Raw genomic sequence first — 14,484 nt, 5'->3', positions numbered from 1 at the left:
ATGTATCACCTCTGTGTCTTAGTCATCACTGGAGGATTGTTCCAATGTTTGCTTGGTGTACTCGGGTAGGTGCTGTATTAATAGCTTGGCTAATGATTGTTCATTTTGATATTGTGGCATTTGATTAGCAACGTTCATAATGTTATCAATTCCTAATTGGATGTCCTCAATTTCATAGCCGTTATGGATTAACATATCAAAAACATCAGCAAGCCTTTTATTGTCTTTGGGGATGTCAGTAGGTGATATACCGTTTAAGTAGTTGAATAGACTGTTAATACTGTCTTGATTGTCGTTAATGTCTGGTTGACTATTAACCACACCATTATCTCCGCTATCTCGTCCACTTTCCTTAGTAGCATTATTCTCTATAGAGGAAGTAGCAACGTGGGCGGTTAAAGAAGCATCTTCCCCCATACCCCCATTAGAAGAACTATTTATATACTTGTAGTTATTTTCTTTGTTGATCTTTTCTTTGCTGTTCTGAGCTGTACTGTACTGTTCTAGTCTACTCTTATCTATACTATTCTTATCTATACTAGGTGACCCTTTAGTAATCTTTTTGTTTACGTTAGGTTTACCGTTCGTTACCTTTTGGGTTACCACACCTTTCAAACGCTGTTGTTGCAAGGCTTTAAGATTTATCTGTCTGTTGCGATTTTTTCTCTCTACCCAATCATCTAATGGCAAGGCAATATTTCTATCTTCTGCGTTTATTGTGTATTTAAAATCAATTCTGATAAATACCTTACTGGATAAATCGAGAAAAGAAGTTCTAGAATAGTGATTTAATAATTGAGTATTTAACCAGTCAACAATCAAGTAAACTCCCTCAACATTAACAATAAGCCCCGCCTGTTCCAATTCGCTATAGTTTTCAGCGGTTGCTTTATCCATCAAATTAATTAAAGAAACATCAGAACAAAAGCCATCATCATCAGCATATAGCACTAAATCATCGTAAAGAATTTTACTTACAGGCGATAAAGTCAAAAAGCGTCCGTCTTGGTGTATTGACTTACTAATCATTCTTCTTTGTGCCATTACTTTAATCCTCCTCTTGGTAAACATTAGTTACACGGATAGCCTTAAAAGGAATTAGCAAGTCATCATCTTTACTTAGATAATAAGGGGTACTATCACGCCAATATATCCGCTTGCTAATTTCATTCCCTGTCGCAAAGTCATTTAATATCAAATTTCCATCTTGATTAGTTGCTTGAAGCAATTTCATTACTCATCCCTCCATATTCTTATAGCTTAATTGACCATCAACAAATAGCTTTGTTAAGGCAATAAGGCGTTTAAGCATTTCGACATCGTTATTTGTTACCTGTTCAATGCGTTCAACAATTTTTTGGCGTTCTCGCTCTTCTCGCTTGTTGTGCGCTAAGTAATTTGGATTGTTAAGCGACTTCATAATGAAATAAAGGCGAGTGGTGTTTTTATCATCGTTGTTCGTTAGCAAGGACAACTTAGAATATAGGTCACCATTGAAGCCGTCTAAGTAAACTAAGAAGGTGTGAACTTGCTTAATATCATTCCCAACGAACTTACTAATACGGGTGGCGAGTTCCGTTGGTTCTTTGCTGTTCTCGGTGTCTTTAAGATATGAATACCACGAGAGCAGGGCGAGGTAAGTAGTTTTCATGTCCCAACGTTCACGGTGTCCGTCTGGGGCGGTAAGGGTCACTAATTGCATGACTGTTCACCGTCCTTTTCAATAACGCTTGCTGAATCAATAATCTTTTTAAGTTGGTCAGCAACTACATTAAAACGGGTATCGGTAATTGCCTTAGCATGACTTACTAATTCAGTAGACAGCTTGCCCTTAATAACGGCTAGTACCTTATTGCCCTTGTGATCGTCTGCTAAAATAAACTTGTAATTATCATTCTTCATGATTGATTATTCCTCCATTTGTTGGGGATGTTCCCCGTCTTAAATACTGAAATATGTTAGAATAAGCAAGCAACGGGAAGCCGTTGTTCTTATTCTTTTGTTGCTGTTAAATGCTAACGGTTTTGGTCGATTGATAGCATTTGACGGCTTTTTTATTTTGCTGAAACATTATTCTTCACTTTCTAATTCTGCGTTACTGATTGCCTGCGCTCGCTTACTCATCATTGTTATTTGTGAGGTGAGGGGAGCTAAGGCTTGTTGGCGCTCATCATTATTGGTAATGATGTAATAGCCGTTTGGGCGGTTATACTGCGCTCCAATTGGTACATGGTGAAGCACGATTAAGCGATAGATAATTCCACGCACTTCACGCTCTTTTAACCCCGACAGCTTAACTAATTCTTTAAGCGGTTTAGGTTGCGCAATCCCTTTAGGTAATAGCTGTAAAATCTTCTTTTCCTCTTTGTCTAGTTGTTTCATCGGCTTCATTCCTTTACTTGATTAACTGAGCGATTAAATTCATTGCTACGAGTACAACGGGCAAGGTAGCAAGGTAAGCCCATAGCCGTTCACTTGGCGCTGTGTCCCAGTAGCTTAATATGTGTTTATCAATCGTTGCTAATAACTTCATGATGTTTAATTCCTCCAATATCCACGCTGGCAAGCTGATATTATTTATTTTTCGTGTTGTTGCATAAACTCATCTAGGGCTTTACGTCTGAATCGACTAACGCCCTCAATCTTAATTGTGGGGATGTCATACTTTTTAAGCCAAGCATTGAAGACACCCCGTGACACGCCACAATAGGCGCTGGCTTCTCCCTTATTCAGATAAGGCGGGAAGCTGTTTTTGTTTTGCACATCTTTAATAGCTTCATTGAGTGCATCCCCAATCATTGCTTTAGTCGCTTCCTGTAAATCATTTGGCAACTGCACTTGTAAACTTTCCATCTTCTCAACTCCAATCATTAAGCCAATAGCAAAACGCCTTTTACCTCGTCCCACGTCTTGTTGAGACCCACAAGGCCGATTGCGATATTTTCTAATTGCTTATATCGTTCTTGTTCTTTGAGTGTTAGACCATCTAACGCAACTTTGACGTGTCTTTGTTTCTTGATTTGCTGTGCTGTTAGACCAGTAGCACGCTTCAATAAAAGCTGTGTCATATTGCGATAACTCCATTGAGTAACGTGTGGCCAATCCTTTACGGCGTCCATTAATGATTTTCGCTGTGGCTTTTCAATAGCTCGGTTAATCTGTCGTTGATTAAGCTCTTTTCTCATACGGTAGAACTCACGGACTAGATTTTTCTTAAACTGATTGACCTCTGGTGTGTTATCCAAGTAGGTAATTAGTAAAGTAGCTTGTTGCTCGTTAAGGTGGTAGGTCTTTTTAGGTCGTCCACCTTTCGAGCCTTTAAGAGGTTTAGTCATTTCAAATGACAAAACCCCAAACTCTTCTAAGTCCTCTTTGTGGTTATAGATAATCACTTTTACAGAATGAAGATTATTATTACTACATTCAGCAATGATTTTATCTGTGGTATATGGTTCTTCATTTAGACCGTGCATGAAAACTAAATTATTCATGTAATTCATCCCCTTACTTGTCTTGTGTTGCTACTACACGATGGTCAGCCATGAACTTATCAATATCAGACTTAGCAATACGCTTTGATTTGCCTACTTGAATAGTGGGTAAGCCTTGCTTGATATACTTTTGCAACGATACAGGGGAATTAAATCCCATGTACTTCATAGCTTCCTGATAGCTAAAATATTCAGTCATTTAATCACTTCCCAAAAATACATTTTGTCTTTTTTGACACATTTATCTTAAATAATACATTTTGTATTGTCAATACATAATGTATTATTATTTTTTGTTTTGTGTTATTCTGTAATTGATGTGAGGTATAAAAACATGAACAGAATTAGAAAATGCAGACAAAATAAAAAGCTAACTCTCAAACAATTAAGCGAAGAGTTAGCAAAGCAAGATTTTAAAATATCTGCTGACGCTTTAGGCAAGTACGAAAGAGGTGAGCGTGAACCAAAGCTTGAAACTTGGATAAAATTAGCTGATTTCTTTGGTGTGTCTGTTAGTTATTTGCAAGGGATGGAGCAAAAAGACCTTGAAGGACTACTTAAAAGGTTTTCAAATGATGTGATTATACTTGCTGAATTTATTGGTGAAAATAAAAGTAAATCATTAAGTGCAAAAAAAATAGTTGATATTAGTTTGAACTCGAAAATGTTTTTTTATTCATATGACGAAACTGATATAAAAAAAATAGTAAATATTATATCAACTATTCAGAATGATAATTACCTTATTAAAAAAAATAGTGAAAGTAATTTAAATAATAAAGAATTTGCAAAAGAAAATTTGAAAAGTGGTCTAGATTACTGCGAGAAGAAAACGCTTAATTATTATGAGCACGCTCTTTCATATCTAAGTAGGGATAGTTCTTTACCTAAAAGTTTTATTTCAACTTATCAAGATATGGCTAAAATGCACTCTATTCATCAAAAAGGCGAAGAAGACTTGTATTTACTTAATGTAGCAATGGATCAACTTCATACAAATATAAATGAAATGCGACAAATTTTGTTAATGAACAAAAAAACAGATTCAAAAGTCGCAAATACTATCTTAGAAACATATTCAGAAGCTATTCGTGAATTTATAAAACTTTCACACAAAATCAAAAATAACTCACATTAAAAGCTACTAGGAGAGACACTATGAAAAACTTTATTATTACCGCATTCGATACTATCTCAAACATCGTTATAGAATTTTTATGTAACGTACTTCCTTAGTTAGATAGCTGATTACGTCCGTCCAAAATTGGATTCACCTTCTTACCAGTTTTTTAGGTACCAGAGTTAAAAATTAACGAGCTTAAAATTGCGCCCGTTAAAAAATGCTACATCTCCCTAAAGTTGGGTATATCTCAACTAGTCCAAAACTGGATTTGTTAATAAAGAGCTTATTTATCTGAGTTTTTCTGAGGTAGTTTCATTGTTCTATGTAGTATTTTGTAGTAATTAATCTGCTGGTTTTCTGCACATTTTACGTTGAAACTCTTGCTGTGCTTGGCTTCTTTCTGCTGATAGATAGCTGGATATAGCTAATATATAGCCGTTTAATGTTAGGCTTTGTTAGGTTCTATCCTGCGAAACCAATATATACACTAATAGCGCCACTGCTATATTTCCCCAGTTTTGGGGACATCTGCTAAGAATTAAGCCAATGTTCAATCTGCTGAAAATTCAGCTGATTACATCCGTCCAAAATCGGACACATCTTACTCACCTCAATTTTGGGGTAAGTACATCTGCGCATAATTGCGCGCATCTTTACTCGGCTCAAAATTGAGCCCAGCAAAATTGCGGAGTGAATATCACTCAGCCGAAAAATCGGCTGATTACATCTGCACAAAATTGTGCATATCTTACTCACCTAAATTTTGGGGCGAGTACCTCAATCCAATTTTGGATTCTCCTTCATATCGTTGATGTAACAGCGATATGAGCCTCGACGCAAAATTGCGTTCACCCTATCCATCCCTTTTTGGTGGCCGAAAATACGGCTACGAAACTCAAATACATACCTCCAATATTCCATGCTGGCAAGCTGTGCGAAATGAGGTAATTTTATGAGTTATGCAAAGAAAGCAAAAAAGGGATATTACGGAATAGCAGAGTTTAAAGACAAGGACGGAAAACGTCATCAAAAATCAGCAGGCTTTTTCAAGCTGAAACGTGAAGCATTACAAGCAGGGGATGAGTTAGAACGTGAATTAAACAAGGTTAACTTAGATTTAAGAGATGTAACCTTATTTGATTACTTTAAGCGGTGGTTTGACCTATATAAGAGTAGCAAAGCTCAAAGCGCAAGCGCTCAAAACCAATACCGCATAATGAAAAAGTTTATTAACGAGTATTTCGCTGATACGAAACTACGAGAAATTAAGCGCTCAGACTATCAAGAGTTTATTAATTGGTACGGTAGCAATCACGCTTATAAATCAGTTAGTAAGTTAAATGGTGCTATTAGGTCATGCGTTGGCTATGCAATTGATGATGATATTATCAATAAGGACTTTACGCATAATGTTAATATCACGTATAATAAAGCTTTGGAGAGAAAAGTTGATTACCTAACAACTAGTGAGCTTCAAACGCTAAAAAAGAATGTAGTATCTAAGCTAGAAAGGTATAATACAAGCCGTTATATGATTCTTACGGCAATTTATACTGGAATGCGTAAGAGTGAAATACAGGCGCTTACGTGGAATGATATTGACTTTCTACATTCGACAATTAGCATTTCTAAGTCGTGGGATGAAAAAGAAAAAGCTTTTAAATCCACTAAAACAGAATCAAGCAAGCGAGTTGTGAAGGTAAATCGACAATTGCTCAAAAGATTAGAAGACTTAAAAGCTAATAATAGTATTATGGTCTTTCAAAACGTGTTAGGGACAATCCCTACAAGTAACGCATTGAATAAGTGTTTACACTCTATTATGAATGATAGTAACATCAATAAGCAAGGTTTTCACTTTCATTCGTTACGCCACGTTCATGTAGCCTTTTTGCTGAGTAAAGGCGTTGATATATACGCTATTAGTAAACGGCTAGGACATTCAAATATTACCGTAACCTTAAATACTTATTCTTATTTGATTGATGAGTACAAGGCTAAAAATGACACCTTAATCATTGATAAATTGGCAGAATTATAAGAGTTGCGGAAAAATGGCGGAAAAACAGAGTGCAGACGCTGATACATCAAGGGGTTAGTATCCTCGTGCGGGTGATTACACTTGTGTCTGTTACTCAGGAATATTGGGTAGCAGATTTTTTTATTTGTATTACAAATTTAGGAAAAGCGTTAAGAAAAGATTTAATTAATGCTATGATGGATTTGAGTAAAATAGAAAAGAATAGGACGGATTTGGTGAATTAATTATGCGAGTAATGAATTTAATGATAGTATTAGCAATTATTGCGATTGTTATTTTAGCTGCTCAATATATTTCACAGCTACGAAAGAACCGTAGCGGCAATAACTTTGTTAGTGGGGGACGGGTCTTTTTAAATTGGACATTAGTGGCCGTTTTAGTGATTTGTGTTGGTGGGATTGCTTTTGGAAGCATCCATCATTCACATCGTCAGGAAGCAAAGCCGGCTCAGACTGACAAGACTGAAAACGTTGAATATGCCGCCTCAAATAATGATAGCTTAGGAGAGGTTTCGGTTCAGTTTGATCGTAAGGTATCTTTGAATGATAATGGTGAAGCAAAGGTTAAGTTTAAGGTCTCTCCACAAACAACTTTAACGATTCGTGGTCATAAGAGCAAAGAAATTGTTAAAACCTTTAAGGCAAGTAAAGGACAATCGCTTGTTAATCATAGTTACACATTTGATGTAGCAGGAACCTACGATATTATTGCAGAGCGTGGTAACCAAAAAGTAACCAAAAAGCTAAAAGTTAAAGGGAACGATAATTTAGGAAGTTCATCTTCTGCTAGTGCTAGTTCAACTAGCGACAGCTCTTCCTCAGTTGTTTCCTCTTCAAGTAGTTCTGCATCATCATCACACGCTAGTTCTTCGACTGCTTCTACTCAGAATAGTAATAATAACACTTCTAATAATTCTACGACTGCTACATCGAACAACAGTGGCGCATCACGGGGCAGCTATAGTAGGAGTCGTACTCCACAATATAGTGGAAATACTAATGCTACAAGTCATGAAGCTGCCCCTGCTGCTTCGCAAAGTCGAGAAGAAACAAATACTAATACTTATAAGCAAGAAAATACTGATGCACCTCAATATTAATAGTGAACATTTAAATATCTTGTGATAAAAAACTATCACCTTAAAAGAACAAAAGATAATTTTTTCATATGAAAAATTATTCTTTTGTTCTTTTTTATTATATTTAAAATGTCCTTAGATGCCTATATATCAATGAAAATGATATGAAATAAAAAATGAATACAGCAGGAAAATATTTATCAGTGTTGAAATAAGAAATGATTATATTATACTCAATGATGAAATAATGTTTATCGAACTATAAAAGCATCTAAGGGGGATAAGAAAATGCTTGAGACAGAGGATATGAAAAAAGATAAGGTAATTGGCGTCAAACTTACTTCAACTGAAACTATCGGGAGACAAATTAAGTTGAGAGATGCATCTGCTTCAAGTGTTGCTTTACTTAGCGATTCACAATTACTAGAAAACGAATTAAAATCGGTCCCTAACTTTGCAGCACAACAGCAGGAGTTAAGTGGCAAGGAACCGGTAATAAAAAATAATCCTGAATTAGGGGAATACCAATTAAATGATGATTTAGATGGGTTACAACATGGAACGTATCTACAAGCAACAAATAGCGAAAGTCATACGAAAGACCGTTCACTAGTCAGCCGAAATGAATTAAAAAAGACTGCTGCTTTGGTTAATTATCGTTCAGCGAGTGATTTTAGCGGTTATGGTCATTTGAAAAACGCCACGGAAACTGCTAAATCAGTTGAAGTAGTATATACTTTACCGTCTTTTGAAAGCAATGCAGGGGCAACTCAAATTGTTATTGATGGTTCACGAGTTAATGAATTCGATGGCTTAGAATATAAAGATGAAAAAGGTAATGTAATTCCCGGATTTGATATTACATATAGTTATCAGGGGCATGAAGGTGAGTATTCTACAATTGATACCTTAAAGCAACGTGATGATTTTAGTTGGGAAAAGGTTACTGCGGTGATGGTGTTCGGTTCGCTATTACCAAATAGTTCATACCGAGTTGAATTTCCATTTAAGATTATCAATATTGAAAATCTTAATAGTCAAGAAACCTTTAACCTAAATGAGTACGCTTTTTATGATTTAACGGTTAATAAGCACACAACCTCTAAACTGAATTTCCGTCTGAGTACGCCAATTTTTGCATATGATGACTATAAAAATGTTCATTTTATGGCCCTTGATCGAACTGAAGATAATGGGTATCAAGTGTTTGACCAAGATATTCAAGAAATAATGCCAACACTTGGCGAAGTTCCTTACGCGATTAGTAATTTTAATGATGAGGTCACAATTGATGATGATTCTGAGGATGTTTTGTGGCAGGGGGGCCAATACTTCTTTACTTTAGATTCTATTCAAAGTGCTATTCAAGAAAAGGGATATTCCGTTGATGTTGATGAAACAGGTCGAAAATTGATGGGTGCCTATGCGTTTACGACATCAAACTCCTTACTTGATTTGGAAAAATTAGACTTTATTCCATATGTGGTCATCCACCAATTGCTTATTACCCAGAGCTTTACTTTAAGAGCAGAGACGAAGGACGAGTGGAATTCATATGCGGGAGTTGTAAAAGTTAGCGGACTTTCTGCCAATAATAAAGAATTACCGGTTAGTCCTGAGCAAACATTTATCGTTGATGATTCTGAATTGGAAGATGCCAATCCTGGTACCTATCCAGTCACAATCGGGTATTTCCTTAATGGAAGTGAAGACGATAATATGTTGATTACTTCATCAACTAATGTTTCAATTGTTGAAAATAAACAAACTATTAACGTTTACTATGTTGACTTGGTTACTGCTACTAATAAGTCAAAAGAAGAATTACAACCTGATGATGGGAAGATACTTGAGGAACAAACCCAGACTTTTACTGGTAAAGGTGATGAATCATACCATAATAAGTTATGGGGAGCAGAAAACGGCTTCGAGATTTTTAAGTACGACAAAGGTGCCGAAACAGGAACTTATGCTGGTGGACAGCCTGCTAAGGATTACTATGTATACCTTACCCATAAAATTGAAAAAATTGATGAAGATCATCAAGTAACAAGAACAATTACTTTTAATATGCCGGATGGTGCTAAACAGGTTATTAAGCAAGATGGCCGGATTCAACGGTATGGTGTTGTCGATAAAACTACTAATGAAAAAACATGGAGTGATTGGAGCAAGGCAAGTCTTCCAGCTGTAATCGCCCCAACTATTCCTGGATATTCAAGTAAGAATGTTGATGCCCAACCGATTTCGCTAACTTCTAAGGACAGCAGTATCGATGTTACCTATCGTCCTAAGAAAGTCGATGTCAAGATCAAGTTTGTTGATGAAGAGGGCAACCAAATTGAAGAACAAACTGTTACCGGCTTGACTGGTGAACCAATTGATCATCTTTCGGCAATCAAGATTGATCATTTGGCAGAAGAAGGCTATGTGGTTGTCGATAATGAATTAGCTAATGATGCGCGGTTCACTGCTGAAGATGGGAACCAAGTAAAAGAGTATCGAATCGTTATCAGTAAAGAAGATCGTCAAGTACAACCCGTTACAATTTTTTACGTTGATGTTCCTGATGACCGGCTACCGATCGTTAGACCAACTTCTGGGCAAATTATTAATAGCCGTACACAAAAGTTAGAAGTAGCTGAAGGTAAAAGTTATACAAATAAACTTTGGAATTTTGAAGAAGCTGGTTACAAATTATTTAAGGCGGATAAGGGCGCGTCAAAAGGAAAGTACCTTGCAGGAAGTCCCGAACAGCAATATTATGTTTACTTGACTCACCAGACAACGCCGCTTAAAGATGAGCACCGTGTAACAAGAACAATTAAAATCACAATGCCGGATCAAACACAGCAAATAGTAACCCAGGAAGCTATTGCAACTCATCTAGGCGTACACGATGAAGTAACAGGCGAAGACGTTTGGCAAGACTGGACTGCTGGCGTATTACCAGAATATATTCCAACACCAATTGATGGTTATGAAGCATCGACTCTTCCAGCAGAAAAAGTTGATGAGAATGCTGAAAATCGCGAAGAAAGTGTTCTTTACACCGCTAAGCCAGCAGAAGTTTTAGTTAAGTTTATTGACCAAAACGAAAAAGAATTAAAGACCGAGTCGGTTAAAGGCACGACTGGTGATGAATTTAGTTATGATCCAGCTGACCAGATTAAGTCTTTTGAGGAACAAGGATATATTCTTGATGAAAATAACTTCCCGACAGACCATCATTTTATTGCTGGTAAGCAAACCTATGTTATTAAATTAAAGAAATTAGTGGCTGTAACACCACATGGAACTAATGATTCTGAAGCTGTAGTAAAGGAAGAACAACCTGTTAGCAGCGAAAATACTGCAAATAAAAAGGGAATCTTTGCTGCATTTAAGGGATTATTCTAACGTAACAATGTCATAGCTGTTGTTGTCTAAGTAAATATAAACAAGCAAAATGGGCTTCAGGGTTCGGTAAAATCGAACTCTGAAGCCCATTAGTAATAAAAGTAAAAATCATTATTTATCATAATTGCCAGTAATTGGGTTCATTTCTTGAATTTGATTTGTGGCAGGATCATATTGATAAGTACCGGTTAGGTGAGCGATATTCGGGTCGCCACCCTGATTATTACGTACTTCGATTTGGTAGTTATTATTTTGCTTATTTGGTGTTACATAGTAATAATTACCGTCTTTTTGTACCCCGCTTGACTTAACAAAACTAGTTAAAACTTGTTGATCGCTTTGCGCAGGGGTGCTACTTGAAGTTGCCTGATTTTGGGATGAGTGATTAGCAACAGCCGAGTAACTAGCAGAACTTACACTTTGTATGCTAGTTGAATTTGAAGTTTGCGATGATGTACTTGCTTTTTGGTCATTACTAGATGTTACGCTTGAAACATCAGAATGAGCTTTACTTGCTTTTTGACTGTTTGTTGAAGAATTTGCTTGCTTACTTACCTTTGTAGCAGCAGTTGATGTTTTTGTCGTTGGGGCCGCTGCACTATTTGCACATCCTGCTAGTCCGAAGGCGGTTAAAATTACTAGCGAACTTGTTAAAACTTTATTTGTCATCTTCATCATTTTCATGACCCCCTCATTCTCTCTTATATAATTTCTGAAAATTATCACACTTATATTATACCGCCTTTTGAAATCTTTTTGTAACATTTTTAACTTTTTTGTTACAATTGATTGCAATTATCTTTTAATTGTTTAGAAATTTTCCCTCGTCAAAAATTTACGTTAAAATTATTAACACTTAAAGGATTAAGGAGCTTTTGATGATGAATAAGTATGACTTAACGATTACCAAGCTGCATCAGATGGTTAAAGAAGGAATTGTTCCAGGGGTTAGTTATTTGATTTTTGACCACAATGACACGATAAAAGAAGTAACGGGGATGGCTCAGGTTTACCCAGACGTGGCCAAATTAAAATCTAACATGCTATATGATGTTGCTTCACTTACAAAGGTAGTTGGAACTGTTCCGGTTATTGCAATGCTGGTTCAAGAAGGGAAAATAGGACTAGATGATCCGGTTACTAAGTATCTTCCAGAGTTTAGTGATGGGCGACCAACAATCCGTAATTTATTAACGCATACATCTGGAATTGCCGGGTATATACCACATCGAAATGAACTTAATGCCGCTGAACTAAAGAAGGCTTTCTTAACGAGGATGCATGTCGAGGATAGCTTAAACCGCCAAATAAAATACGCTGATGTAAATTATCTATATTTAGGGTGGATTATTGAGCGAATTTGTAATGATCCGGTTCAAAAAGTAATTACTGATCGAGTCCTGAAGCCATTAAATATGCCGACAGCAACGTTTACTCCTGATCCCGCCAAATGTGTACCAACGGAGATTCAGGCTAAACGAGGAATAATCAAAGGAGAGACTCATGATCCCAAGGGGCATATTCTCGGTGAGCACTGTGGCTGTGCTGGCTTATTTGCATCATTAGAGGACTTGACAATTTTTGGTCGAGCATTAATTGAAACAAACCTAAATAATCTTTTATCCTCCGCGATGATTGATGCCTTCTTTAAGGATCAAACCTGTATTCCAGGGCCGCACACGCGCTCGCTTGGTTGGAAACTTTTTCATGCTCAAAGTCCTGACCGCCATCTTTTAATTAGTCATACTGGTTTTACGGGTACTTGGATGGTTTTAGACCGTCAAGCTGACCAAGGATTTATTGTCTTAACAAATCGTGTTCATCCAAGTGCCAAAAATCAAGAATATTTGGATGCCCGTGATAAGCTCTTTGCCATTTATTTAAATGAAAAAGAAAAAACTTTGTGAAATTAATATACAATTATGTGAATAAGCGTTTTCATGAAATATACGTTTTGAATGAACAAAATGTATAAAAACTGTTAATAATTTATATTAATAACTTCTTTTTATTTAATTCACTAAATGTTGATATATCGGCATTTGACAACGGTTACACAAACTAATAACATGTAATTGTAGTCAAGTGATACTTCAAAAAGGAGTGATATTGTATGCAAAGTCCAATTCATGTTACATCAGAAATTGGGAAGCTTAAGACAGTTATGTTGCATCGACCAGGTAAGGAAATTGAAAATGTTTATCCTGACATTCTTCACCGGATGCTTGTAGATGATATTCCATACTTACCGATCGCTCAAGAAGAACATGACCTTTTTGCACAAACATTACGGGACAATGGTGCTGAGGTATTGTATCTTGAAGATTTATTAACGGATGCATTGGCAGATAATGATATTAAGGAAGAATTCCTTGAAAAGATCATTGCTGAATCAGGCTATGCTGCTGGAGCAATTCATGATGGGTTAAAGGAGTACTTGCTTAGTTTTAACACCAAGGACATGGTTGATAAGATCATTGCAGGTGTTCGGAAAGATGAAATTAAGACTAAGTATGCTTCTCTTGCTGAATTAGCAGAAGACAGGGATTACCCATTCTACATGGATCCAATGCCAAATGCATACTTTACTCGTGACCAACAGGCATGTATCGGGGACGGAATTACTATTAATCGCATGACCTTCAAGGCACGTCAACGTGAATCTCTCTTTACTGAATACATTATTAATCATAATAAGCGATTTGCTGATAAGGGTGTTGAGGTATGGCGGAACCGGTACCCAGAAGGCCGTATTGAAGGTGGGGACGAATTAGTTCTCAGCGACCATGTATTGGCAATTGGTATTTCTCAACGGACATCAGCTAAGGCCATTACTGAATTAGCTGAAAGCCTCTTTGAAAAGTCTAATTATGATACAGTAATTGCTATTCATATTCCTCACAACCATGCAATGATGCACCTTGATACTGTATTTACAATGATTAATTACGATCAATTTACAGTTCATCCAGCAATTTTACGTGATGGTGGTCATGTTGATGCATACATTATGCACCCAAGTAGTAATGGTGAAATTTCAATTACTCATGAAACGAACCTTAAAGAAATTTTGAAGAAGGCACTTGATAAGCCGGAAATTGATTTAATTCCTACTGGTGGCGGCGATCCGATTATTGCTCCACGTGAACAGTGGAATGATGGTTCTAACACGCTGGCAATTGCCCCTGGTGTAGTTGTAACTTATGACCGGAACTATGTCTCAAACGATTTGCTGCGTAAGCATGGTATTCTCGTTCATGAGGTTCGTTCAAGCGAATTATCACGTGGTCGTGGTGGCCCGCGGTGCATGTCATGTCCAATTGTTCGTGAAGATCTTAAGTAGTAAATAAGA

Annotated in this window: 17 protein-coding genes; 7 read left to right on the top strand and 10 right to left on the bottom strand. The window is 36.7% G+C overall.

Going from position 1 to position 14,484, the window contains the following annotated elements:
• Window positions 1-18 precede the first annotated feature (18 nt).
• The 9 genes from H5S41_RS08240 to H5S41_RS08200 form a co-directional block, all read right to left on the bottom strand.
• Complete coding sequence (locus H5S41_RS08240) at window positions 19-1,044, bottom strand: hypothetical protein (protein WP_182602932.1); 1,026 nt, start codon at window positions 1,042-1,044, stop codon at window positions 19-21.
• 4 nt (window positions 1,045-1,048) lie between these two features.
• Window positions 1,049-1,234: a hypothetical protein gene (locus H5S41_RS08235; protein WP_182602931.1), complete on the bottom strand. Its 186-nt coding sequence runs from the start codon at window positions 1,232-1,234 to the stop codon at window positions 1,049-1,051.
• A 3-nt stretch (window positions 1,235-1,237) separates the two neighbouring features.
• Window positions 1,238-1,702: a hypothetical protein gene (locus tag H5S41_RS08230; protein ID WP_182602930.1), complete on the bottom strand. Its 465-nt coding sequence runs from the start codon at window positions 1,700-1,702 to the stop codon at window positions 1,238-1,240.
• The gene (locus H5S41_RS08225) at window positions 1,693-1,902 is read right to left on the bottom strand and encodes a hypothetical protein (protein ID WP_182602929.1); all 210 of its coding nucleotides are present in this window, start codon (window positions 1,900-1,902) and stop codon (window positions 1,693-1,695) included. The genes H5S41_RS08230 and H5S41_RS08225 overlap by 10 nt, the downstream gene beginning before the upstream one ends.
• A gap of 168 nt (window positions 1,903-2,070) precedes the next feature.
• On the bottom strand, window positions 2,071-2,382 hold the full coding sequence (locus H5S41_RS08220; RefSeq protein WP_182602928.1) for a hypothetical protein: 312 nt from the start codon (window positions 2,380-2,382) through the stop codon (window positions 2,071-2,073).
• 13 nt (window positions 2,383-2,395) lie between these two features.
• Window positions 2,396-2,533, bottom strand: coding sequence for a hypothetical protein (locus H5S41_RS08215; protein ID WP_164960378.1), 138 nt, complete (start codon window positions 2,531-2,533; stop codon window positions 2,396-2,398).
• 44 nt (window positions 2,534-2,577) lie between these two features.
• Complete coding sequence (locus tag H5S41_RS08210) at window positions 2,578-2,853, bottom strand: helix-turn-helix domain-containing protein (RefSeq protein ID WP_182602927.1); 276 nt, start codon at window positions 2,851-2,853, stop codon at window positions 2,578-2,580.
• Window positions 2,854-2,870: 17 nt separating this feature from the next.
• On the bottom strand, window positions 2,871-3,491 hold the full coding sequence (locus H5S41_RS08205) for a Rha family transcriptional regulator (RefSeq protein WP_182602926.1): 621 nt from the start codon (window positions 3,489-3,491) through the stop codon (window positions 2,871-2,873).
• A 13-nt stretch (window positions 3,492-3,504) separates the two neighbouring features.
• The gene (locus H5S41_RS08200) at window positions 3,505-3,690 is read right to left on the bottom strand and encodes a helix-turn-helix domain-containing protein (protein ID WP_065532705.1); all 186 of its coding nucleotides are present in this window, start codon (window positions 3,688-3,690) and stop codon (window positions 3,505-3,507) included.
• 135 nt (window positions 3,691-3,825) lie between these two features.
• On the opposite strand from H5S41_RS08200, the gene H5S41_RS08195 reads away from it, so the two are divergent.
• The 5 genes from H5S41_RS08195 to H5S41_RS08175 all read left to right on the top strand — a co-directional run bounded on the left by H5S41_RS08195 (window position 3,826) and on the right by H5S41_RS08175 (window position 11,132).
• Window positions 3,826-4,629: a helix-turn-helix domain-containing protein gene (locus H5S41_RS08195; RefSeq protein ID WP_182602925.1), complete on the top strand. Its 804-nt coding sequence runs from the start codon at window positions 3,826-3,828 to the stop codon at window positions 4,627-4,629.
• Between the two features lie 937 nt (window positions 4,630-5,566).
• A complete protein-coding gene (locus H5S41_RS08190; protein ID WP_135950840.1) occupies window positions 5,567-6,655 on the top strand; it encodes a site-specific integrase in 1,089 nt (362 codons plus the stop codon).
• Window positions 6,656-6,720: 65 nt separating this feature from the next.
• Window positions 6,721-6,879 carry a hypothetical protein gene (locus H5S41_RS08185; RefSeq protein WP_182597484.1) on the top strand — a complete coding sequence of 53 codons (159 nt, stop codon included), beginning with the start codon at window positions 6,721-6,723 and terminating at the stop codon, window positions 6,877-6,879.
• Between the two features lie 2 nt (window positions 6,880-6,881).
• Window positions 6,882-7,754 (top strand): hypothetical protein, encoded by an 873-nt coding sequence (locus tag H5S41_RS08180; protein ID WP_182602924.1) that lies wholly within the window; start codon window positions 6,882-6,884, stop codon window positions 7,752-7,754.
• Window positions 7,755-8,021: 267 nt separating this feature from the next.
• Window positions 8,022-11,132, top strand: coding sequence for a mucin-binding protein (locus tag H5S41_RS08175; protein ID WP_182602923.1), 3,111 nt, complete (start codon window positions 8,022-8,024; stop codon window positions 11,130-11,132).
• A 111-nt stretch (window positions 11,133-11,243) separates the two neighbouring features.
• Here H5S41_RS08175 and H5S41_RS08170 read toward each other — a convergent pair whose 3' ends face one another.
• Entirely contained in the window at window positions 11,244-11,810 is a 567-nt protein-coding gene (locus H5S41_RS08170; protein ID WP_182602922.1) for a hypothetical protein, read from the bottom strand.
• Window positions 11,811-12,013: 203 nt separating this feature from the next.
• On the opposite strand from H5S41_RS08170, the gene H5S41_RS08165 reads away from it, so the two are divergent.
• Together H5S41_RS08165 and arcA are read left to right on the top strand one after the other, a co-directional pair.
• Entirely contained in the window at window positions 12,014-13,039 is a 1,026-nt protein-coding gene (locus H5S41_RS08165; RefSeq protein ID WP_182602921.1) for a serine hydrolase domain-containing protein, read from the top strand.
• A gap of 206 nt (window positions 13,040-13,245) precedes the next feature.
• Window positions 13,246-14,475: an arginine deiminase gene (gene arcA / locus H5S41_RS08160; RefSeq protein ID WP_182602920.1), complete on the top strand. Its 1,230-nt coding sequence runs from the start codon at window positions 13,246-13,248 to the stop codon at window positions 14,473-14,475.
• The last annotated feature ends 9 nt before the right edge of the window (window positions 14,476-14,484 follow it).

The organism is Limosilactobacillus albertensis (genome assembly GCF_014145555.1).
GTDB lineage: Bacteria > Bacillota > Bacilli > Lactobacillales > Lactobacillaceae > Limosilactobacillus > Limosilactobacillus albertensis.
The sequence above is the reverse complement of the archived record's forward strand: the minus strand, read 5'-3'. Positions and strand labels throughout refer to the sequence as shown.